Raw genomic sequence first — 21,381 nt, 5'->3', positions numbered from 1 at the left:
CGGGGATGTAGCACCAATGTAGGCCGGGGGCGGCTGCGACGCCCGGTATTGGAGGCGCCTGGGAACGCGGGGCGTTCTGTGGCCGGCCACGGCGACTGCGGCTTCACCGTGCCTGACCACGAGCCGCCGGCTGCCACAGCTGCGGGCAGTCGTGCCTCAGCTGCGGGCAGTCGTGCCTCCCCCAGAGCCTTCACGGCCTGGGGGACCCCCAGGGGCGGCACGGGTGGGCTCAGCGGCGCCCCGACAGCGCCGGGTCGCGCGACCTCCCCCCGGGCAACCGCACCCCCGGCACTGCACACCTCCGGGCAACCGCACCCCCGGCACTGCACACCCCCGGGCAACCGCACCCCCGGCACTGCACACCCCCGGGCACTGCACCCCCGGCGCCCAAAAGCCACGGCACCCTACGTCCGCGCAGGCACCCCCGTCAGCGCCGTCACCACCGGCTCCAGCGCCTGATGGATCTCGTCCCCGATCGACCGGAAGAACGGCAGAGGCGCCCCGTACGGGTCGTACACCTCGTCAGCCTCCGCCGTGGGCGCCAGCAGCCACCCGCGTAGAGCCGCCGCAGCCCGCACCAGCGCACGCGCACGCGCGACCACACCGTCCTCCAGGGGCGGCAAGGTGGCCGGGTCTATCGCGCGCACCAGCCGCGTGAACTCCTTCAGCGTGAACGTGCGCAGCCCCGCCGAGTGCCCCATGGAGATCACCTGCGCCCGGTGGTCCCGCGTCGCGGTCAGCACCAGGTCGGCCCTGATCACATGCTCGTCCAGCAGCTCCCGCCCCACGAACCCGGAGGCGTCCGCCCCGAAGTCCGCGAGGACCGCCTCCGCGTTCGCCTCCATGGGCGCGCCCTCGTGGCCCCAGGTGCCCGCGCTCTCGACGATGACCCCGCCCCACAGCGGGTCGCCGAGCCGGTCCGCCAGGGCGTGCCGGGTCAGCCGCTCGGTGATCGGCGAGCGGCACACGTTGCCGGTGCTGACGTGGAGGATGCGGAAGGTGTCGCGGGGCGGACCCGGCTGGGCCAGGTCCCCCGCCTCGTCCCCGTTGCCTATGCCACGCCCCGCGTCAGGGGCCGTCAATTCGCCACCTCGAGGTCGGGTACGACCTTGCGCAGCTCCTCCGGCGACAGGGCGCCCTCGCGCAGCAGCACGGGCACCTTGCCGGTGACGTCGACGATCGACGACGGCACGTTGCCGGGGGTGGGGCCGCCGTCCAGGTAGACGGAGACGGAGTCGCCGAGCATCTCCTGCGCGGCGTCGCACGTCTCCGGCGCCGGGTGGCCGGTGAGGTTCGCGGAGGAGACCGCCATCGGCCCGACCTCCGTCAGCAGCTCGATCGCGACCGGGTGCAGCGGCATCCGCACGGCGACGGTGCCCCGGGTGTCCCCCAGGTCCCACTGCAGCGACGGCTGGTGCTTGGTGACGAGCGTGAGGGCCCCCGGCCAGAAGGCGTCCACCAGCTCCCACGCCATCTCGGAGAAGTCCGTGACGAGGCCGTGCAACGTGTTCGGGGAGCCGATGAGGACGGGCGTGGGCATGTTGCGGCCCCGGCCCTTGGCCTGGAGCAGGTCGGCCACGGCCTCCGCGGAGAACGCGTCGGCGCCGATGCCGTACACCGTGTCGGTCGGCAGCACCACGAGTTCGCCCCGGCGGACGGCGGACGCGGCCTCACGCAGACCCGTCGCGCGGTCGGTCGCGTCGTTGGTGTCGTATCGCCGTGCCATTGTCAGCTGGCCTCCTCGTACACGTACTGCTGCGGGAAAAGAGTCTCAGGGATGCTCACGGCAGCGCCTTGCGGGCGGTCGCGAAGCGCGGTCGGTTGTTCAGGTCGGGGTGGTCGGCCGCGTCGGCCCAGCCCCGCTCCTCGGTGAAGATCCACGGCACCTGGCCGCCCTGGGTGTCGGCGTGCTCGATGACGACGACACCGCCGGGGCGCAGCAGCCGGTGCGCGGTGCGCTCGATGCCCCGGATCAGGTCCAGGCCGTCCTCGCCGGAGAACAGGGCCAGCTCCGGGTCGTAGTCCCGGGCCTCCGGGGCCACGTACTCCCACTCGGTGAGCGGGATGTACGGCGGGTTGGAGATCACCAGGTCGACCTGTCCATTGAGGTCGGGAAACGCGTCCCGCGCGTCTCCCTGACGCAGGTCGACCCTGGAGCCCGCCATGTTCTTGCGGGTCCACTGCAGGGCGTCCTCGGACAGCTCCACGGCGTGCACGCGCGAGCGCGGCACCTCCTGGGCGAGGGCGAGCGCGATGGCGCCGGAGCCGGTGCACAGGTCCACGATGCACGGCTCGACGACGTCCATGGCCCGTACGGCGTCTATGGCCCAGCCGACGACCGACTCGGTCTCCGGGCGCGGCACGAACACCCCGGGCCCGACCTGGAGCTCCAGGTACCGGAAGTAGGCGCGCCCGGTGATGTGCTGGAGCGGCTCGCGCTGCTCCCGGCGCGCGATGACCTCCCAGTAGCGGGCGTCGAAGTCCGAGTCCTTCACGGAGTGCAGCTCGCCCCGCTTCACGCCGTGCACGAACGCGGCGAGCTCCTCCGCGTCGTTGCGCGGCGAGGGCACGCCGGCGTCGGCCAGCCGCTGGGTGGCCTGGGCCACCTCCGCGAGCAGCAGGTTCACGCTGGTCCTCCGGTGCTGTGTACGGGCCGGTGCGGCTGGTACGGAGCCTTACGCGGCGGCGGCGAGCTTGGCGGCCGAGTCCGCGTCGACGCAGGCCTGGATGACCGCGTCGAGGTCGCCGTCCAGGACCTGGTCCAGGTTGTACGCCTTGAATCCGACGCGGTGGTCCGAGATGCGGTTCTCCGGGAAGTTGTACGTGCGGATCTTCTCGGAGCGGTCGACGGTGCGGACCTGGCTGCGGCGGGCGTCGGCGGCCTCCTTCTCCGCCTCCTCCTGCGCCATGGCGAGCAGCCTGGAGCGCAGGATACGCATCGCCTGCTGCTTGTTCTGCAGCTGGCTCTTCTCGTTCTGGCAGGAGGCGACGACGCCGGTCGGGATGTGCGTGATGCGCACCGCGGAGTCGGTGGTGTTGACGGACTGGCCGCCGGGGCCGGAGGACCGGTAGACGTCGATCCGGAGGTCGTTGGGGTTGATCTCCACGTCGACCTCCTCGGCCTCGGGGGTGACGAGGACACCGGCCGCGGAGGTGTGGATCCGGCCCTGGGACTCGGTCGCGGGCACGCGCTGCACGCGGTGCACCCCGCCCTCGTACTTCAGCCGGGCCCACACGCCCTGGCCGGGCTCGATCTGGCCGCGGGCCTTCACCGCCACCTGGACGTCCTTGTAGCCGCCGAGCTCGGACTCGGTGGAGTCGATGATCTCGGTCTTCCAGCCGACGCGCTCGGCGTAGCGCAGGTACATGCGCAGCAGGTCGCCGGCGAACAGGGCGGACTCGTCGCCGCCCGCGCCCGCCTTGATCTCGAGGATGACGTCCTTGTCGTCGCTGGGGTCGCGCGGGACGAGCAGCAGGCGCAGCTTCTCGGTCAGCTCCTCGCGCTGCTTCTCCAGCTCCTTGACCTCGGCGGCGAAGTCCGGGTCGTCGGCGGCGAATTCGCGCGCCGTCTCGATGTCGTCGCCGGTCTGCTTCCAGGAACGGTACGTGGCGACGATCGGGCCCAGCTCGGCGTAGCGCTTGTTCAGCCTGCGCGCGCCCGCCTGGTCGGCGTGGATCGACGGATCCGCGAGTTTCTTCTCCAGGTCGGCGTGCTCACCGACCAGTTCCTCGACCGCCTCGAACATCTCCGGCTCCCTGAAATGCCCCCTGCCCGGCCGGGGCATGGGGACGTGTGTACGACGAACAATGGCTGCACCGCAAAGCGCCGGCCCCGGTGCCCCCGGCGAAGGGGGCACCGGGGACCGGCGCTGTGGGCTCGCTACTTCTTGGCAGCGGCAGCCTTGCCGAAGCGGGCCTCGAAGCGGGCCACACGGCCACCGGTGTCGAGGATCTTCTGCTTGCCCGTGTAGAACGGGTGGCACTCGGAGCAGACCTCGGCCCGGATGGTGCCGGACTCGATGGTGCTACGGGTGGTGAACGACGCGCCGCAGGTGCAGCTGACCTGCGTCTCGACGTACGCGGGGTGGATGTCGCGCTTCAAGGTGTCTCCTAGTTTCCGGGAGGGCGCCGGGTCGCAGCCGCGGGATGCGGGAGCGTGAACCGGAGCCGACGTACCAGTCTGCCAGGACTGGCGCCATCCCCCAAAACCGGGGGCGGGGGTTGTGTATTCCCTGCGGGTGAGGGGTGGGTGCGCCTACCGGGGTGCCGCGCTTCGGCCGTGGGCGTCTGCGGGCCGTTGCGCGTTGCTCGCGCCAGGCGGCGGGGCCGCATGTCGGTATTACAGCCCCGAGCCCCTTAAGGGGCGCTCACGACCCCCTTGGCCTCACCCGTGGCCGTCCCCTTCGTCGCCGCCGCCGGAATCGGCTGGTCGTTCTTCAGTGCGGTCCACATCAGCCGGGCCTTGGCCTCGTCCAGCAGGACGCGGTTCGGGTTCGCCGGGTCGTACTGGACCGGCATCGTCACCATGTTCATGTGGGAGGAGCTGACGCCCTTCAGCCCCTCGGCGAACGACGCCAGGTCCTTGACGGACGCCAGGTCGGAGTCGGTGGTGACGGACTTCGTCGCGGTGTCGGCGAGGTCGTACAGCTTCTGCGGGCTGGTCAGCACGCCGATGTGCTCGACCTGGCTGACCAGGGCCTTGATGAAGGCCTGCTGGAGCTGGATGCGCCCGAGGTCGGAGCCGTCGCCCACGCCGTGCCGGGTGCGGACCAGGCCCAGCGCCTGCTGCCCGTTCAGGGTGTGCGTGCCGGCCTTCAGGTCGAGGTGGCTGCTGCTGTCGTGGATGTTTTTGGTGGTGGTCACCTGGACGCCGCCGAGGGTGTCGATCAGTTTCTCGAAGCCGGCGAAGTCGACCTCGATGTAGTGGTCCATACGGATGCCGGTGATCGACTCGACGGTCTTCACGGCGCAGGTGGCGCCGCCGACGGAGTAGGCCTCGTTGAACATGGAGCCGCGGGCCGCGGCGTGCGTGTCGCCCTTGGGGTCGGTGCACGCGGGGCGGTCGACGAGGGTGTCGCGCGGGATGGAGACGACGCTGGCCTGCTTGTGGCCCTTGTACAGGTGCACGATCATCGCCGTGTCCGAGCGCCCGGTGCCGTCGTCGGTGCCGCCGCCCAGCTTCCTGTTGGCGCCTGAACGGGTGTCCGAGCCGAGGACCAGGATGTTCTCGGAGCCGTTGTCGACCCTTTGGGGCCGGTCGCCGCCGAGCGCCTGGTTGATGTCGACGCTCTTGATGTTGCCGTTGAGCTTGAAGTACAGGTAGCCGGCGCCGGTGCCGCCGAGCAGCAGGATGCCCGCCGCGCTCCATGCGGTGGCCAGGAGCGCCTTGCGTCCGGCACTGCGGGGCTTGCGGCGGCGGCCCTTGCCGCCGCGACGCGGGCCCAGCGTCGTGGCCTCGCCGGCTATACCGGCATCCGGCGTGCTCTCGGAAGGCATGTGCTCCTCAGTCCTGGCGGCCTCTCATTGCTCCATGGTCGCTCCGTTCGGTCAGACGGAGAAACCGGGGAAAGAGTTGCACAACGCTGAGTGTCCAGGACGTGTCCCGGCAAACACGCACGGTCACTTCGGGGCCGGCAGCACCGCGTTCACCTGCGGCTTCGCCCGTACAGGGGCGTAGTGGCCGTACAGCCCGCAACCAGTTCCTTGTGGCATAAATCTCGCCGACGCACAGGGCCGCCCCGTCGGATACGACGGGACGGCCCTGTGCTGCGGACGACCTGCTCAGTCCCCGTTGCCGGGCGCCGGGGTCGTCTTCTGGATCTGCATCAGGAACTCGACGTTCGACTTGGTCTGCTTCATCTTGTCGAGGAGCAGCTCGATCGCCTGCTGCTGGTCGAGCGCGTGCAGCACCCGGCGCAGCTTCCAGACGATGCCCAGCTCCTCGGCGCCGAGCAGGATCTCTTCCTTACGGGTGCCGGACGCGTCCACGTCCACCGCCGGGAAGATGCGCTTGTCGGCGAGCTTCCGGTCGAGCTTGAGCTCCATGTTGCCGGTGCCCTTGAACTCCTCGAAGATCACCTCGTCCATGCGGGACCCGGTGTCCACCAGGGCGGTGGCGAGGATGGTCAGCGAGCCGCCGTCCTCGATGTTGCGGGCCGCACCGAAGAAGCGCTTCGGCGGGTACAGGGCGGTCGAGTCGACACCACCGGACAGGATGCGGCCGGAGGCCGGGGCGGCGAGGTTGTACGCACGGCCCAGACGCGTGATCGAGTCGAGCAGCACGACGACGTCGTGGCCCAGCTCCACCAGGCGCTTGGCGCGCTCGATGGCCAGCTCCGCGACCGTGGTGTGGTCCTCGGCCGGGCGGTCGAAGGTCGAGGAGATGACCTCGCCCTTGACCGACCGCTGCATGTCGGTGACCTCTTCCGGACGCTCGTCGACGAGGACGACCATCAGGTGGCACTCGGGGTTGTTGTGCGTGATCGCGTTGGCGATCGCCTGCATGATCATGGTCTTACCGGTCTTCGGCGGGGCCACGATCAGACCGCGCTGGCCCTTACCGATCGGCGAGACCAGGTCGATGATGCGGGTGGTGAGGACACCGGGGTCCGTCTCCAGGCGGAGGCGGTCCTGCGGGTAGAGCGGGGTCAGCTTGTTGAACTCCGGGCGGCCGCGGCCGTGTTCGGGCGCCATGCCGTTGACGGAGTCCAGGCGGACCAGCGCGTTGAACTTCTCGCGGCGCTCGCCCTCCTTGGGCTGACGGACCGCACCCGTGATGTGGTCGCCCTTGCGCAGGCCGTTCTTGCGGACCTGGGCGAGGGAGACGTACACGTCGTTCGGACCGGGCAGGTAGCCCGACGTACGGATGAAGGCGTAGTTGTCGAGGATGTCCAGGATGCCCGCGACGGGGATCAGGACGTCGTCCTCGGCGAGCTGCGGCTCGGCGGCGATGTCGTCGCGGCCACGGCGGCCACGGCGGTCGCGGTAGCGGCCGCGACGGCCTCGGCGGCCTCCGTCGAAGTCGTCGTCGTCCTGCGGACCGGTGTTGCGGTCCTGGCGGCCGCCGCCCTGCTGCTGGCCCTGCTGCTGACGGTCCTGACGGCCTCCGCCCTGGCCCTGCTGCTGGTCGTCGCCCTTGCCGCGGCGGTCGCGGTCGCGGTCGCGGTCACGGCCGCGCTCGCGGCGGTCGCGGCGACGGCCGTCGCCGCCATCGCCGGCGTCGGCCTTGGCGCCGTCGCCCTGCGGCTGGGTCTGCTGGGGCTGCGCCGGGGTCTCGGCCTTCGGCTCGCTCTGCGCCTCAGCGGCGACCGTCTCGGGGCTGCCGGCCTCGGCGGTGGCGCGGCGCCGGCGGCGCTCGGCCGGGGCGTCGTCACCGGCTCCCTGGCCGGGGATCTCGATCTGCTGCGGGGCCACGGCCTGCTCTACGGCCTTGTCGGCCTTGGCGGCCTTGGGCTCGGCCGCGGCGGCTTCGTCGCCGGTGCGGGTCCTGGAGGTGGCCCGGCGCTTGGGCTTGCTCTCGGTGGCGGTGTCGGCCTTGGCTGCCGGGGCGCCGCCCCCCGCCTGCGCCTCCTTGATGACCTCGATCAGCTGGCTCTTGCGCATGCGCGCCGTGCCCCTGATGCCGAGGCCGGATGCGACCTGCTGCAGCTCGGCCAGCACCATGCCCTCGAGGCCGGTACCGCGGCGCCGCCGGGACCCGGCACCGGTGGCAGGCGCGGAGGCGTCCGTGGCGGGCGCGGCAGCGGTGTCCTCGACACGTGCGCCCATCAGATCGGTGGTGTCGCTCACGAAGGGTCCTTCCCTGGAGCGGACGTCGGCCTGTCTGGCTCGGCGACCGGTTGTGCTGTCCGGCTTCGGTCCGGTTTGTGTGGACCGTGCCGGTGCGGTGGTCCCGCCAAAGCGGCGGAAGAAATTTCTGGTGATGGCGCTTCCCGAAGCCGTGACACCCGGTTTTGTGTCGCGCGGCTCGGTCACGCCAATTCCGGAGCGTGCTCTGCAATCCGCTCAGTGTTCGCGTACGACGTGTGGCTCAGGTACGTGATACGGAACACAGGGCAGCTTGGGAAGCTCCCGGAAGAATGTTGGTCCCGGACGGGGACACGAAGCACCTCGCCATGGCGGGGTCGGGTGCAGACTTGAGGTTAACACTACCGGATCCAACAAACATTCCCCCTCTCGAAATCCGGCAACCGTGTGTCAGGGCGCAAGCGGCAGCACGCTCGCTCCCTGGCTGTCCAGCTCCAGCCGGTTGGCGGCCCAGCCCTCGCCCGCCAGGTCGGCCACCTTGTCGGCGCTCGCGCCGTCGGCGAGCGCCAGGACCGTGGGGCCGGCGCCGGAGATCACCGCGGGGACGCCGTCCGCCCGCAGCCGCTCCACCAGCGCGGCGCTCTCCGGCATGGCCGGCGCGCGGTACTCCTGGTGGAGGCGGTCCTCGGTGGCGGGCAGCAGCAGCTCGGGGCGCCTGGTCAGGGCCTCGACGAGCAGGGCGGCGCGGCCCGCGTTGGCGGCGGCGTCGACGTGCGGCACGGTGCGCGGGAGCAAGCCGCGCGCAGTCGCGGTCAGGACCGGCTTCCCGGGGACGAAAACCACCGGAACGATGGAATCGGCGGGGTCCATGCGGATCGCGCGGGCGGCGCCGCGCTCCATCCAGGAGAGGGTGAAGCCGCCGAGGAGGCAGGCCGCGACGTTGTCGGGGTGGCCCTCGATCTCGGTGGCGAGCTCCAGCAGCGCGGTGTCGTCGAGCCGGCTGTCGCCGCCTATGGTCACGGCGCGGGCGGCGACGATGCCGGCGCAGATGGCGGCGGAGGAGGAGCCGAGGCCCCGGCCGTGCGGGATGCGGTTGGCGCAGACGATCTCCAGGCCGCGCGGCTGCCCGCCCAGCGCGTCGAAGGCGGCGCGCAGGGACCGTACGAGGAGATGGCTCTCGTCCCGCGGGAGGGTCTCGCTGCCCTCGCCCGCGATGTCGATGTGCAGCCCGGAGTCGGCCACCCGGACGACCACGTCGTCGTAGAGCCCCAGCGCGAGCCCGAGGGCGTCGAAGCCCGGACCGAGGTTGGCGCTGGTGGCGGGGACGCGCACCCGGACGGCGGCGGCGCGGAACGCTGGACCGGCCATCGCTCGTTGACTCTCCTTGAGCTGCGTGATCGTCGAATGACATTCGATGACGTACGGAGGACCCGAAGGCCGCGAAGGCGGCGCGGCACCACGGCACATGCGGCTGCGGCATATGCGGCGGGCGGGTTCAGTACAGCCTATCGAAGGAAGGTTCTGTGGCGACATAGGGCGCACAGGAGGCGCACGATGCGTGTCGTGCCGCCCCTGTGCCCCCTCTGTCAGGTGCCCGTAAGGCATATCCCCCGGGAAGCGCCTGGTTACGCGAGGCCGAGCCGCTCGGCTGCGGTCGCCGCGTCGACCGGGACGGTGACCGGCTGCGGGGCGCCCGCGACGGCCCAGTCGGGGTCCTTCAGGCCGTTGCCGGTGACGGTGCACACGATCCGCTGCCCGGGGTCGACCTTGCCTTGCTCGGCCGCCTTCAGCAGCCCGGCGACGGACGCGGCGGACGCGGGCTCCACGAAGACGCCCTCCTGCGCGGCCAACAGCCGGTAGGCGCGCAGGATTTCACGGTCCGTCACCTCGTCGATGAACCCGCCCGACTCGTCCCGCGCCTCGAGGGCGTAGTTCCAGGACGCCGGGTTGCCGATGCGGATGGCGGTGGCGATGGTCGAGGGGTCCTTGACGACCTCGCCGCGCACGATCGGGGCGGAGCCGGAGGCCTGGAACCCCCACATGCGCGGGGTGCGCTCGGCGACGCCGTCGGCGGCGTACTCCTTGTAGCCCTTCCAGTAGGCCGTGATGTTGCCCGCGTTGCCGACCGGCAGGACGTGGATGTCCGGGGCGTCGCCGAGCATGTCCACGATCTCGAAGGACGCCGTCTTCTGACCCTCGATACGTACCGGGTTGACCGAATTGACCAGCGCCACGGGGTAGTTGTCGCTGAGCGCCCGGGCGAGGGTGAGGCAGTCGTCGAAGTTGCCGTCGACCTGGAGGATCTTCGCCCCGTGCACCAGGGCCTGGCCCATCTTGCCGAGCGCGATCTTGCCCTGCGGCACGAGCACGGCGGAGACCATCCCGGCCCGTACGGCGTAGGCGGCGGCAGAGGCGGACGTGTTGCCCGTGGAGGCGCAGATGACGGCCTTCGCCCCCTCCTCCTTGGCCTTGGAGATGGCCATGGTCATACCGCGGTCCTTGAAGGACCCGGTGGGGTTGGCGCCCTCCACCTTGAGATGGACGTCACACCCGGTGCGCTCGGAGAGCACCTGCGCGGGCACGAGCGGCGTACCGCCCTCGCGGAGCGTGACGACCGGCGTGCTGTCGGACACCGGCAGCCGGTCCCGGTACTCCTCGATGATTCCGCGCCACTGGTGGGTCATTGCTGGTTACTCTCCTTCAACCCGCATGATGCTGGCGACACCCCGCACGGTGTCGAGCTTGCGCAGCGCCTCGACGGTCCCGCTGAGCGAGGCGTCGGACGCTCGGTGGGTGACGACGACGAGGGACGCCTCGCCGTCCTTCCCCTGCTGGCGAACCGTATCGATCGAGACGTCGTGCTCGGCGAAGACGGTGGCGACCTGGGCGAGAACACCCGGTTTGTCGGCGACGTCGAGGCTGATGTGGTAGCGCGTGACGACGTCGCCCATGGGCGACACGGGCAGGGCGGCATACGCGGACTCCCCCGGCCCGGTGGTGCCGCTGAGCCGGTTGCGGCACACCGCGACGAGATCACCGAGTACGGCGGAGGCGGTCGGCGCACCACCGGCACCCGGACCGTAGAACATGAGCTGACCGGCGGCGTCGGACTCCACGAACACGGCGTTGTACGCGCCGCGCACGGAGGCGAGCGGGTGGGTCAGCGGAATCATGGCGGGGTGCACGCGCGCGGTGACCGATCCCCCGTCGGCGGCCCGCTCACAGATGGCGAGCAGCTTGATGGTGCAGCCCATCTGCTTGGCCGAGGCGAAGTCGGCCGCGGTGACCTCGGTCATGCCCTCGCGGTAGACGTCGTCGAGACGCACGCGCGTGTGGAAGGCGATCCCGGCGAGGATGGCGGCCTTGGCGGCCGCGTCGAACCCCTCGACGTCGGCGGTGGGGTCGGCTTCCGCGTACCCCAGGGCGGTGGCCTCGTCGAGGGCCTCCTGGTACCCGGCGCCGGTCGAGTCCATCTTGTCGAGGATGAAGTTGGTCGTCCCGTTGACAATGCCGAGCACCCGGTTGACCTTGTCGCCGGCCAGGGACTCGCGCAGCGGCCGGATCAGCGGGATGGCACCGGCGACGGCGGCCTCGTAGTACAGGTCCTTGCCGTGCTCCTCGGCGGCCGCGTGGAGTGCGGCCCCGTCCTGGGCGAGGAGGGCCTTGTTGGCGGAGACGACGGAGGCGCCGTGCTCGAAGGCGGTGGCGATGAGGGTCCGGGCGGGCTCGATGCCGCCGATCACCTCGACGACGACGTCGATGTCCCCCCGTTTGACGAGGGCGGTGGCGTCGGTGGTGACGAGGGCGGGGTCGATGCCCTCCCGGACCTTGGAGGGCCGCCGCACGGCCACGCCCGCTAGCTCCACGGGCGCGCCGATCCGGGCGGCGAGGTCGTCTGCGTGCGTCGTCATGATGCGCGCCACCTCTGAGCCGACAACCCCACAGCCCAGCAGCGCCACCTTCAGCGGACGCGTACGCATCATCCGACCTCGTCTCCTCATGCGGTCTACGGTTGGACCAGTCTCACTCACCGGACGGGAGTTTCTGCCCTTGGTCCGGATCGTGAGACGTTTATTTCATTTTGTCAGCGGCGCACGACCGGAAGATCTTCCGCCGTCTGCCGGCCGGTGGCTCACCCGACGTCGAGACGCAGCAGGTCGTCCTCCGTCTCACGACGGACGATGACCCGGGCGTCGGAGTCGTTCACGGCGACGACGGGCGGGCGGAGCGCGTGGTTGTAGTTGCTGGCCATGGAGCGGCAGTAGGCGCCGGTGGCAGGTACGGCGATGAGGTCACCGGGCGCGAGATCGGCGGGCAGGAAGGCGTCCCGCACCACGATGTCCCCGCTCTCGCAGTGCTTGCCGACGATGCGGACCAGCATCGGCTCCGCGTCCGAGGTGCGCGAGGCGAGACAGACGCTGTACTCGGCGTCGTAGAGGGCGGTGCGGATGTTGTCGGACATGCCGCCGTCGACGGAGACGTACGTACGCAGGCCCTGGAGCGGCTTGATGGTGCCGACCTCGTAGAGGGTGAAGGCGGTCGGCCCGACGATGGCACGGCCCGGCTCGACGGAGATACGGGGCGTGCGCAGACGTGCGCCCTCACACTCGCGCGAAACGATCTCGGTGAGCGCCTTGGCGATCTCATGGGGCTCGCGGGGGTCGTCGTCGCTGGTGTAGGCGATGCCGAGGCCGCCGCCGAGGTCGATCTCGGGCAGCTCGACGCCGTGCTCGTCCCGAATGTCCTTCAGAAGACCCACGACCCGGTGGGCGGCGACCTCGAACCCGGACATGTCGAAGATCTGGGACCCGATGTGACTGTGGATCCCGATGAGCTCCAGCCCGTCGAGCTGGAGGGCACGGCGTACGGCTTCGGCGGCCTGCCCGTCGGCGAGCGGGATGCCGAACTTCTGGTCCTCGTGGGCGGTGGCGATGAACTCGTGGGTGTGCGCCTCGACACCGACGGTCACGCGGATCTGGACGTGCTGCCGCTTGCCCATGGAGGAGGCGATGTGCGCGACCCGCACGATCTCCTGGAAGGAATCGAGGACGATCCGGCCGACACCGGCTTCGACGGCCTTGGTGATCTCCTCGACGGACTTGTTGTTGCCGTGGAAGGCGATGCGGTCGGCGGGCATACCGCCGGCCAGAGCGGTGGAGAGCTCACCACCGGAGCAGACGTCGAGGTTGAGCCCTTCCTCGTACAGCCAGCGCACGACGGCGCGGGACAGGAACGCCTTCCCGGCGTAGAACACGTCGGCGTCCGGCCCGAACGCGGTACGCCACGCGCGGGCGCGGGTCCGGAAGTCGGCCTCGTCGATGAAGTAGGCCGGGGTGCCGAACCGCTCGGCGAGCGTCTTGACGTCGATGCCGCCGACGGTGACGACACCTTGCGCGTCACGGGTGACGGTCTGCGCCCACACCTTGGGGTCGAGGGCGTTGAGGTCGGCGGGCGGGGCGGAGTAGTGCCCCTCGGGCAGGACGTCGGCGTGGCGGGGCCCGGCGGGGTGCGCGGAACGGCTCATGACTGGTCTGGCTCTCTCACAGGTAATCGGGTGCACTGATACCGAGCAGGGACAGGCCGCCGGCCAGCACCGTCCCGGCGGCTTCGGCGAGAGCGAGCCGGGCGCGGTGGGCGGCCGAGGGTTTCTCCTCGCCGAGCGGAAGAACGGTGTGCTGAAAGGCGAGCAGTCCGTCGGCGACGGCGACGAGGTGCCGGGCGAGCCGATCGGGCGCACGGTGGGCGGCCGCCTGGGCGAGGGCGGTGGGGTACTCGGCGAGGGCACGGGTGAGGGAGGCGGCGGTCGCCTCCGGTACGTCACCCGGGACGGCCTCGTATCCGAGTCGAGCGGCGTTACGGCCCAGGGCGCGGGCGCGGGAGTGGGCGTAGCGAACGCGGAAGAGAGGGTTGCTCTCGCGCTGGAGCAGATGGTCCGCGGTGATGCGGGGCCGGTCGTGGGCGGCGGGGTGGAGGAGGGCCCAGCGGGCGGCGTCGGGGCCGAGAGGGGTGGGGTCCTCGGGCGCCGGGACGGGGCGCAGGTCGACGGGTTCGCCGGGACGGGCGTGATCGATCTCGGCGCGTCCGCCCTGGGTCGCGATGATCCGGACCAGGGTGTCGGCTACGACTTCGGCGCGGATGTCGTAGGGGATGCGGAGCGGGACGAGGTGGCCGTCGAGGGCCTGACTGTGCCCGTAGTCGTTCTCGAGGTGGTCACCGCGGTCGAGGATCTCGCGGACGAGGGCCGCGGTGGCGGCGCCCTGGTCGAGGTGGATGTTGAGGAACCCGGGCCCGGTGATCTCGACATCGGCGACGCCGACGGTGTCACGGAGGTGGGGCCGGAGAATCTCGGCGACCTGAAGGGCCGGACGCCCGGCGGGACGGGCCAGCTGCAGGGCGATGTTGGTGGCGTAGTCACCACGACCACCGGGCCCGGGCGGAGTGACCACCGCACGTGCGGGCAGAGGCACGCTGAGTTCCCCCACGTCGACGGCACGACGCACCGCGCGCAGCACGGTGCGGGACAGCTCGACGGGGGTCACGGGACAAGGGTAGGGGAGGAGGGGGGTGGGTCGGCGAGTTGTTTCGGCTGGGGTCCGGGATGTGGACGGGGCCGGTGGGGCGGGACTGCGGTTGGCCGTCGGTTGCCCGCTTGGGCTGGGTGGGCTGGGTGGGCTGGGTGGTGGCTTGCGGTTGCCCGGTGGGGCATACGTCGTGGGGCGGCTCGGGTGCCCGGGGGCATGCGCGCGCAGGGGTTGCGTGCGTGGCTTGCGGTTGCCCGGGGTGGCGTGCACGGAGGGGTTGCCTCAACCGCCCGGCTGCCCGGCGTGGGGTGCGTGGCCGGCGGGCTCGACGCGATCTGCGGCACCGGAATCGGGCACGCCGTGGCGGTCGCGACCGCTCTGCTGTTGCTGGTGGTGGTGCCGACCGGCCTGAGGACCGCGCTCGATCAAGTCCTTCACGAGCCGGACGAGTTCGGACGGCTCGAAGGGCTTGGCGAGAAAGGCGTCGACACCGACATCGAGGCCGCTCTCGACCTCCGACTGCGTACAGGCGCTGATGATGGCGAGGGGCAGCTTCCGGGTCCGGGGATCGGCACGAAGCCGCGCTGCCGTCCGCAACCCGTCGAGCCGAGGCATGACGACATCCAGGGTGACGACATCGGGCCGCACCTGATGCACGACGTCCAGACACTCGGCACCGTCGGCGGCGGTCACGACCTCGAGACCCTCCAGCTCGAGGTTGACCCTGATCAGCTGCCGGATGACCTTGTTGTCGTCCACAACAAGCACCCGGCCGGATGCGCCTGGCACAACTCGAGAGTAGGTTGCCCCAGGGGGTCGCGTCCGGGTTTTCCCCACTTCCACCCCGTCCGGGCGCGCCGCGACGACGGAGCCCCCGGGAAACCGTTCATGACCACCACGAAGGAGCTGGTAGGGTTCTACCCGTCAGCGCAACAGCGCGGGACACGCCCCCGTAGCTCAGGGGATAGAGCAACGGCCTCCGGAGCCGTGTGCGCAGGTTCGAATCCTGCCGGGGGCACCCTGTATGAGGTGCCCAGAGACCCCGTCACCAGCGGAAACGCTGCGGTCGGGGTCTTCGTGTTTGTGCAGCCGTGTGCCGCCTGGAGCGGCCGTATGTCGGGGTCTGTGGACGAGGCGTGGACGGGATCTTGGGGCATTGCCGCAGGTGAGGTCCGCGCTATCGCCAGGCGTCCCGCCCCGGTACGGGTCGTCACGCCACCGGGGCTACCAACGGGCGCCCATAAGTGCTGCCGGCACCTAGCTCCCGCAGGCCCACAGTGCTCCTCCAGGCAGTCGGCCTCGCGCCGCACGACAAGTTACGGCGTTCCCGCTGCCGCTGCTGGCTGCGCGCCGAGGCTGGCCTCTGCCTCGTCGAGCCGCCGCATGAGCATGTTCGCGAGGGCCAGCATCTCCTGCGCTTCTTCCGGATCGTCGGCGAAGTGCGGGCCATGGGATCTGGGGTTTCGGAGTGCTTCCATCGCTCCCTTGAACAGGTCCCGAAAGCCTTCGCGCTCGCTCCGTAGCGAAGGGCCAGTAGCTCGAGTCACGACAAGCTTCGGCGTGTCCGAACCGAGCGCCGTGCCCATGAGCTTTGCTCCGACCTCCGAGAGTCCACTCAGCATCTGGACGCGGTGCTCCACAGCTTGGAAGGCGCTCCGCACTGCATCGGTGTACTGCCCTTTCTCGAAGCGTCCAGCTGCCACTGCCGCCACTTCGGGGTGAAGTGGAATGGAGAGCACCAGTGTTGGCGCGGGCGCTGGTGCGAGGACGGGTTCACATACAAGCGGCGATGGCAGGAACTTGGGTTCTCCTGGCTGAGAGTCGAGCACGCTAGTCCTCGCGTTCCAATACTCCACGAGTCTGGTCACCGTCGCGAAGGGGCGGACTCTGCGGTCGAATGAGACGCGCCAATACAGCTCCTCGGATCGCCAGCCGAGACCCGACGTCCAAGGCTCATACGTGGTCAGCAGTGCGGCGCGATAGAAAGCCTCCGCCGGTGGGAGCACACCGGGATCGAAGGCTGGGTGTGTCTTGAGGACCTCAGGGTCAATGTACGGCTGACTGGGCGCCGAAGGCTCGTCGGGGACGGGCTCCCAGTCTCGTTCGATCACGCCGGCTAGACGCACTAGGAAAATAAAGGCCTTGATCTCTGTCGCGGTGTCGTCGCAGTGCACTGCGCCAGCGAGAGAGAGTTGGATCGCCTGGTTGGGATGAGGCGGTCGGCGTTGCAGGTCGGGGTCGATCCCCAAGAGCAGACCCCGCGGTAGTTGGCCAATTGCGTCCTCGAATTCGATACCCGCGCGGTAGAGGGCCCTGTCAACCTGCTCGAAGGTGGGCCACCCACGCTTCTGGGCAAGGTGCTGCCAGACGAGGTTCAGGAGCTTGGATCCCTCGTCGCCCGAGGGACGAGGCATGCCCTTCGGTGCGACGGCCCGATTGCGCATGTTCATGAACAACCCCGCAACTGTCTGTAACCGTACAGGCCAGGAAGGTTATCGGACGGTACGGTCATCCAGCGACTGCGTTTGGGTAGTCTCCTCCTGGGGCGTCTCGGAGCCGGAGGATCAACGACGTCCGTCGAAGCGGTCGCCGTCCGAGTCGGGCGGAACGGCCACCAGATCAGGCGTGGCTCCAAGCCTGACGATGGCGAGCAACGCCGTACACCTGCTCCACCTGGTCGGCCGTAAGAACGCCTGAGAGCGGAGCGAGTGCCGACACCTGGCGCTCCTGGTACACCCGGACACTGAGCTGCGTAGCAACTACCTTCAGCTCGGTGACACCGACGAAGACGAGGACCGGTTCAACCGGCACCGGGAAGCCGCAATAGCGCCCAAGCACTCGGGCGACCCGCTTGGCCTCCGCCCGGCTCTTGCGTGCGTAGGGCGCCGGTTTCCCGTGATCCACTTTCACGGAATCGTCCCCGACCCATACGGCCCTCTTGTGGTGGTGCTTCGTATTGATGCTGAACACTCCACCAGGCCCGATCAATAAGTGATCGATATCCACTTTGTTGGCCAAGGGGATGGAGTGCAGGACGCGCCAGCCGTGGCGTCCCAAGCGGTTCAACTCGGCTCCCACTCGCCGCTCCCCCGACAGCCCCTTTCGCCAGGAGTCCCACTCAGTGGGGTGCCGCAGAAGCCGTGAGACGACTCGCTCCATTAGCCCCGGACCGGATTCATCGAGCAGATCACGTATGGACTTCCCGGGAAGGTTGATGGCCAGGTCGTCGGCCGGCGTCAGAGGCGGCAGCATCGGACGCGACTGAGCCTCCAGCGCCCTGTCTGGCGGGACAGGCTCGGTGAGGCTCTGTAAGTGCTTCGTGAGCACGGTGATCACGTCGTCGCGGCACTCGGCCCGCAAGACTGTGATGTCCCCCGTCGTGACGTCCGCCCAACCGACCGCGGTGGCATCAGGCAGGTTGGCGTACAGACGATCATGCCCGTACCGCTTCCAGCGCGTGACGTGCAGCTCCACAAGGCCCCCCTGTGCTCCGCATTGACCTTGCCAACATGCCAGCAGCAAGCGAGACGAGGCCACAAGACCGCAGGGCAAGCAGCTCAACTCAGCTCGCCCTTTCCGAACGAGACATCGGCGCCGGTAGGGCACGAAACGAGGGAGGCCCCAGGCGGCGTGCCTGAGGCCTCGGTGTGGGTGCAGGTTGTCTTACTCATACTCGCGGAGCAGGTCCTCGATGCGCCGATTGGCGACGTCCTGCCGTCCGTCGAGGCACTTCGCGTAGCGGGTCAGCAAGACCTCAACGCTGTTGCCGGCGCGCTCGGCAACCTCGGTGGGATCCACTCCGGCATTGAGCCACGTCGACAGCGCCGAGTGCCGAAGGTCGTATGGCCTACTCGCGAGCGGCGAGGCCGCGACGGCCGGTGGGAGCGCCAGGAGCCGAGCCTCCTGCCACACGCGGTAGTAGGTCGAGGACGGGACGACCGAGCCCTTCTCGCTAAAGAAGAGCCGCCCGTCTTCCGCTGTGCCGAAGGTGGCAAGGTGATCGCGCAGTACGGTGACGAGCTGGGGCGGGAAGGGCACGGGGCGAACGTCCTCGATCGGCCGATTCTTGAGTCCGCGGTCGTCGTGGGTCTCCCCCGAGTCGGTCCACTGCTTGCCGACCGAAGGACGGGTCCGGTGGAGCAGCGCCGATCCCCAGCCCTGCTTGGGAAGCACAAGGTCAGTCTCGACCAGGCCGACCGCCTCAGCAGGCCGGAGGCCACCGAAGTACATAGCCGCGAACAGTCCGACGAGACGTCGACCGCGAGCACGCCGGTAGCCGCCCACGTAGGACACTGCGGCCAGGAGATTGCGGGCCTGCTCCGGGTTGGCGACAACACGCGGATCGACCTGGTTCGAGATCTTGGGCTTCTGCCAGCGAACCGCGGTGATCGGATTCTCACGGAGCTCCCCCAGGTCGACCGCGTAGTTCGCAGCGTTGACGAGGGTCCGCCGCTTCCGTCGCACGGTCTCAGCGGCTGCCGCGGTGCCGTCGAGCTTCAGCTTCAGCCCGTCGAGCACCGTGCGGGCCGTTGCGGGTTCAGCGAGATCCGCAAGCGGTCGGGATGCCTTTGCCACCCAGTGCAGAACGTTCCAGACGTTCTCCGGGGCCTCTCGCTCGTTCGGCCCTGGCAGCACGAAGGCCCAGTTGCGTAATGCCTTACGAATCTCCTCGTCGGACGGCCGCCCCGCGCGCTCCACAAGCAGTTCCATGGTCACGCTGGTAAGGGATTCGTTGATGCCGTCTCGCGTGTTGGGCGCAGCGTGGGGCCACTTCATCGCGAGGTACCTGAGGGCGAAGTCGTACCAGGACAACGGCGACTTCTTCTGTTCCATAGAGGCCGGAAGGCCAGTCTCCGTGTCGAACTCTTCGCCGTCCCGCATGGCACGCATGAGCTTCGTTCGGTAGTGATCAGCGAGCGCCTTGGTGCGGAACGAGTCCGAGAAGACGTTGCCCGCGACGGACCACCGGACGCCGTACGAGGGCGTCTTGGTGTCCCGCTTGCGTACGCCCCAGACCTTGACGTCGAGAGACTTCACGCCGCCGCCTCCAGCTGCCGCAGCCACGCGGTGAAGTCACTCCGCCACACCCGCAGCTCCCCGTTGGGCAGCTTGAAGGCGGCAGGCCCGTAGCCGAGCTCACGCCAGCGGTAGAACGTCCGGCGAGAGACGCCGCGCAGCTCGTCCAGCACTTGGCGGACGGTCATCAGCTCGTCTCGACGGCGGTCCATGTTGGTTCTCCTTCCGTTCCAGGGGCGGCTTCGAGTGATGCGGCAAGCCAGGTTTCGCCATGGCTGAGGCCGGTGCCGGCGAACACCCAGTGGGCAAGGACGAGCGTGGTTTCGCCGTCCTGCGGGACGGCCGGTGCCGCTTGGGCCCGGCGCCACTCGGCACGGGCGTCGCGTAGTGCACCGAGGGTGGTGGAGTAGCGGCGGGACTTGGTGGAGAAGTGGCCGCGGAAGCCGAGCATGTGCGCCCATGCCCGAAGGCGGAGGTCTGCCAGCTCCGGGCGAGCACCGAGGGACCATGCGGTTCGGATCATGCGACGGGCGTGCTCGGTGATCCGGGCCTGGGCCAGCTCGGCGAGGAAGCGGATCGGCCGGTCCAGGGTGCCGGTGGCTGTCTCGGCACCCTTGGTGGCGTACTTGGCGATGTACGCCGCTACGGCCCGTTCGGTCAGCTCCTGGCCGTCGTCGAAGTCGGCGGAGCGGATCGTGCGCACGTCGAGCTGTCGGCCGAAGACAAAGCGGTGCGCCCGGCCGTCGATCTCCGGTCCGTCCACCGGTGCAGCCGTGGCCGCGACCTTGATGGCGTCGGTGAGCAGGTCGGCGGTGGCCCAGGTCGGAGGTGCGGTGTCGCCGCCCTCGGGGCCGTCGAGGCGGATGACCGCGTGGAAGTGGACGGCACCGCGCTTTTGGTACTCGGCCACCTTCGCGAAGGAGACCCGCGCGTGGTGCCGGAACGCCCGCTGTGTGAGGCCGGCGCGCTTGGCGACCTCCCGGCGTAGGTAGATCGAGAAGCGCCGCCACAGGGCACCGGCGTGCGCGTTCCAGAGGACGGCCGCTTCGTAGTCGTAGGTGTCCGGGTCGAGCGGAGTGCCCAGGGCGGGATCCTGTTCGTCGTGGCGGATGCCGCAGCGGCAGTCCCGGCCGCTCGAGGGACGGTTGTGGACTGGCCCGAAGCTCGGGGCGGTGAACGTGGCGAAGACGCGCGGGTGCGTCGCGACCTGTTCCGAGGTGCCCTTGCCGCCGCGTAGTCCGGCGGTGATCAGGTGGTAGGTGTCGCGCCGGTAAGTCTCGGCGCAGGCCGCGCACCGGGTGGCGCGGCGGTTGTTGCAGCGGACGAGGAGCTGTCCGGCGGGGAGGCTGGCGGAGTCCAGGTGACGCAGGACGTTGCCGATCTCGCCGGTCGTCGTGTTGACCGCGTACTCGGTGCGGTGGCCGTCGAGGCGGACCGGGTGGGTGCAGCCGCCCAGGCCAGAGAGTTGGTGGGCCAGCTCGGGCAAGTTGCCGAGGGAAGCCAGCATGGAGAGTTCCGCCAGCGGGGGCGAAGTCTGCCGGGTGATGATGGGTGTTCCTTTCTGCTGTTTCGACGGTTGGAGGGCGGCCCCGGGGCGGCGGGATGCTTGGCGGCTTGCTACCGCCCCGGCGGCCGGTCAGCGCTTGTTCACGCCGCTGAGCAGGGAGCGCAGGACCACTGCGGCAATGGCAACGGACACGGCCGATACGGCGACGGCCGCCAGGAGCGCGGTGAGTACGACGCCGACGACGACCACACCGGCGACCGCGCCCGCGATCGGAGCGAGCGACCGGCCCGCGGATGGCACCGGAACCTGCGTCTGCTGCGGGAGGACGGGTGTCGTCGGCAGCGTCGGGACGTCGGGCAGCTTGGGACGGAACACGGTGGACCTCCTAGTCACTTGTGGGGGCCGTTGACCACGCCGACCCCCGAACGGGTGCCGGACTCGATGGCCGGGGCCAGGAAGGTGTGAGAGAGCCAGAAGCCGAACAGAGCGATCACCACGGCGACCCAGAGACGGATGCCGAGGAACTTGATCGCGGCCCAGGCGATGACGCCCAGGACGAAGACGAGCGGGAGCGTGACGGTCACAGGGGTC

20 protein-coding genes and 1 tRNA gene are annotated in these 21,381 nt (G+C 69.9%); 1 reads left to right on the top strand and 20 read right to left on the bottom strand.

Annotated elements, in window-relative coordinates; all coding sequences use genetic code 11:
- Positions 1-404 precede the first annotated feature (404 nt).
- The 13 genes from ACIRC0_RS11820 to ACIRC0_RS11760 all read right to left on the bottom strand — a co-directional run bounded on the left by ACIRC0_RS11820 (position 405) and on the right by ACIRC0_RS11760 (position 15,104).
- A complete protein-coding gene (locus ACIRC0_RS11820; RefSeq protein ID WP_403614488.1) occupies positions 405-1,082 on the bottom strand; it encodes a protein-tyrosine-phosphatase in 678 nt (225 codons plus the stop codon).
- The gene (locus ACIRC0_RS11815; RefSeq protein ID WP_263232102.1) at positions 1,079-1,726 is read right to left on the bottom strand and encodes an L-threonylcarbamoyladenylate synthase; all 648 of its coding nucleotides are present in this window, start codon (positions 1,724-1,726) and stop codon (positions 1,079-1,081) included. The genes ACIRC0_RS11820 and ACIRC0_RS11815 overlap by 4 nt, the downstream gene beginning before the upstream one ends.
- A gap of 55 nt (positions 1,727-1,781) precedes the next feature.
- The gene (prmC, locus tag ACIRC0_RS11810; protein ID WP_103838595.1) at positions 1,782-2,627 is read right to left on the bottom strand and encodes a peptide chain release factor N(5)-glutamine methyltransferase; all 846 of its coding nucleotides are present in this window, start codon (positions 2,625-2,627) and stop codon (positions 1,782-1,784) included.
- Between the two features lie 48 nt (positions 2,628-2,675).
- Positions 2,676-3,746, bottom strand: coding sequence for a peptide chain release factor 1 (prfA, locus tag ACIRC0_RS11805; protein WP_403614484.1), 1,071 nt, complete (start codon positions 3,744-3,746; stop codon positions 2,676-2,678).
- Between the two features lie 134 nt (positions 3,747-3,880).
- Complete coding sequence (gene rpmE / locus ACIRC0_RS11800; protein WP_103838593.1) at positions 3,881-4,102, bottom strand: 50S ribosomal protein L31; 222 nt, start codon at positions 4,100-4,102, stop codon at positions 3,881-3,883.
- A gap of 254 nt (positions 4,103-4,356) precedes the next feature.
- Positions 4,357-5,496, bottom strand: coding sequence for an LCP family protein (locus tag ACIRC0_RS11795; RefSeq protein ID WP_403614480.1), 1,140 nt, complete (start codon positions 5,494-5,496; stop codon positions 4,357-4,359).
- 285 nt (positions 5,497-5,781) lie between these two features.
- Positions 5,782-7,788, bottom strand: a complete 2,007-nt coding sequence (rho, locus tag ACIRC0_RS11790) for a transcription termination factor Rho (protein WP_403614477.1) — start codon at positions 7,786-7,788, stop codon at positions 5,782-5,784.
- Positions 7,789-8,196: 408 nt separating this feature from the next.
- The gene (gene thrB / locus ACIRC0_RS11785) at positions 8,197-9,114 is read right to left on the bottom strand and encodes a homoserine kinase (RefSeq protein WP_103838590.1); all 918 of its coding nucleotides are present in this window, start codon (positions 9,112-9,114) and stop codon (positions 8,197-8,199) included.
- A gap of 257 nt (positions 9,115-9,371) precedes the next feature.
- On the bottom strand, positions 9,372-10,430 hold the full coding sequence (gene thrC / locus ACIRC0_RS11780) for a threonine synthase (protein WP_403614475.1): 1,059 nt from the start codon (positions 10,428-10,430) through the stop codon (positions 9,372-9,374).
- Between the two features lie 6 nt (positions 10,431-10,436).
- Positions 10,437-11,726, bottom strand: coding sequence for a homoserine dehydrogenase (locus tag ACIRC0_RS11775; protein ID WP_403614743.1), 1,290 nt, complete (start codon positions 11,724-11,726; stop codon positions 10,437-10,439).
- Positions 11,727-11,878: 152 nt separating this feature from the next.
- Positions 11,879-13,270, bottom strand: a complete 1,392-nt coding sequence (gene lysA / locus ACIRC0_RS11770) for a diaminopimelate decarboxylase (RefSeq protein WP_403614472.1) — start codon at positions 13,268-13,270, stop codon at positions 11,879-11,881.
- 16 nt (positions 13,271-13,286) lie between these two features.
- The gene (nrtL, locus tag ACIRC0_RS11765; RefSeq protein WP_403614469.1) at positions 13,287-14,285 is read right to left on the bottom strand and encodes an ArgS-related anticodon-binding protein NrtL; all 999 of its coding nucleotides are present in this window, start codon (positions 14,283-14,285) and stop codon (positions 13,287-13,289) included.
- A gap of 264 nt (positions 14,286-14,549) precedes the next feature.
- Positions 14,550-15,104 (bottom strand): response regulator, encoded by a 555-nt coding sequence (locus ACIRC0_RS11760; protein ID WP_403614467.1) that lies wholly within the window; start codon positions 15,102-15,104, stop codon positions 14,550-14,552.
- 109 nt (positions 15,105-15,213) lie between these two features.
- On the opposite strand from ACIRC0_RS11760, the gene ACIRC0_RS11755 reads away from it, so the two are divergent.
- Positions 15,214-15,285, top strand: a tRNA-Arg gene (locus tag ACIRC0_RS11755).
- A 298-nt stretch (positions 15,286-15,583) separates the two neighbouring features.
- On the opposite strand, the gene ACIRC0_RS11750 is transcribed toward ACIRC0_RS11755, so the two are convergent.
- The 7 genes from ACIRC0_RS11750 to ACIRC0_RS11720 all read right to left on the bottom strand — a co-directional run bounded on the left by ACIRC0_RS11750 (position 15,584) and on the right by ACIRC0_RS11720 (position 21,374).
- A complete protein-coding gene (locus ACIRC0_RS11750) occupies positions 15,584-16,717 on the bottom strand; it encodes a TIGR02391 family protein (RefSeq protein ID WP_403614741.1) in 1,134 nt (377 codons plus the stop codon).
- Between the two features lie 169 nt (positions 16,718-16,886).
- Positions 16,887-17,741 (bottom strand): nuclease-related domain-containing protein, encoded by an 855-nt coding sequence (locus ACIRC0_RS11745; protein ID WP_403614464.1) that lies wholly within the window; start codon positions 17,739-17,741, stop codon positions 16,887-16,889.
- A gap of 189 nt (positions 17,742-17,930) precedes the next feature.
- Entirely contained in the window at positions 17,931-19,304 is a 1,374-nt protein-coding gene (locus ACIRC0_RS11740; RefSeq protein WP_403614462.1) for a tyrosine-type recombinase/integrase, read from the bottom strand.
- A complete protein-coding gene (locus tag ACIRC0_RS11735) occupies positions 19,301-19,495 on the bottom strand; it encodes a helix-turn-helix transcriptional regulator (protein ID WP_403614459.1) in 195 nt (64 codons plus the stop codon). The genes ACIRC0_RS11740 and ACIRC0_RS11735 overlap by 4 nt, the downstream gene beginning before the upstream one ends.
- Entirely contained in the window at positions 19,471-20,790 is a 1,320-nt protein-coding gene (locus ACIRC0_RS11730; protein WP_403614456.1) for a replication initiator, read from the bottom strand. Before ACIRC0_RS11730 ends, ACIRC0_RS11735 begins: the two co-directional genes overlap by 25 nt.
- A 129-nt stretch (positions 20,791-20,919) precedes the next feature.
- Positions 20,920-21,165, bottom strand: coding sequence for a SpdD protein (locus ACIRC0_RS11725; protein ID WP_403614453.1), 246 nt, complete (start codon positions 21,163-21,165; stop codon positions 20,920-20,922).
- Between the two features lie 14 nt (positions 21,166-21,179).
- Positions 21,180-21,374, bottom strand: coding sequence for a hypothetical protein (locus ACIRC0_RS11720; RefSeq protein WP_403614450.1), 195 nt, complete (start codon positions 21,372-21,374; stop codon positions 21,180-21,182).
- Positions 21,375-21,381 lie beyond the last annotated feature (7 nt).

It is taken from the genome of Streptomyces sp. NPDC093984 (assembly GCF_044764595.1).
GTDB lineage: Bacteria > Actinomycetota > Actinomycetes > Streptomycetales > Streptomycetaceae > Streptomyces > Streptomyces cynarae.
The sequence above is the reverse complement of the archived record's forward strand: the minus strand, read 5'-3'. Positions and strand labels throughout refer to the sequence as shown.

Coding starts and splice junctions, on each gene's coding strand:
- ACIRC0_RS11795 (WP_403614480.1), bottom strand. CDS start 5,496: ATGCCTTCCGAGAGCACGCCGGATGCCGGTATAGCCGGCGAGGCCACG.
- ACIRC0_RS11750 (WP_403614741.1), bottom strand. CDS start 16,717: ATGAACATGCGCAATCGGGCCGTCGCACCGAAGGGCATGCCTCGTCCC.
- ACIRC0_RS11775 (WP_403614743.1), bottom strand. CDS start 11,726: ATGCGTACGCGTCCGCTGAAGGTGGCGCTGCTGGGCTGTGGGGTTGTC.
- lysA (WP_403614472.1), bottom strand. CDS start 13,270: ATGAGCCGTTCCGCGCACCCCGCCGGGCCCCGCCACGCCGACGTCCTG.
- prfA (WP_403614484.1), bottom strand. CDS start 3,746: ATGTTCGAGGCGGTCGAGGAACTGGTCGGTGAGCACGCCGACCTGGAG.
- ACIRC0_RS11735 (WP_403614459.1), bottom strand. CDS start 19,495: ATGGACCGCCGTCGAGACGAGCTGATGACCGTCCGCCAAGTGCTGGAC.
- ACIRC0_RS11815 (WP_263232102.1), bottom strand. CDS start 1,726: ATGGCACGGCGATACGACACCAACGACGCGACCGACCGCGCGACGGGT.
- thrC (WP_403614475.1), bottom strand. CDS start 10,430: ATGACCCACCAGTGGCGCGGAATCATCGAGGAGTACCGGGACCGGCTG.
- thrB (WP_103838590.1), bottom strand. CDS start 9,114: ATGGCCGGTCCAGCGTTCCGCGCCGCCGCCGTCCGGGTGCGCGTCCCC.
- ACIRC0_RS11730 (WP_403614456.1), bottom strand. CDS start 20,790: ATGCTGGCTTCCCTCGGCAACTTGCCCGAGCTGGCCCACCAACTCTCT.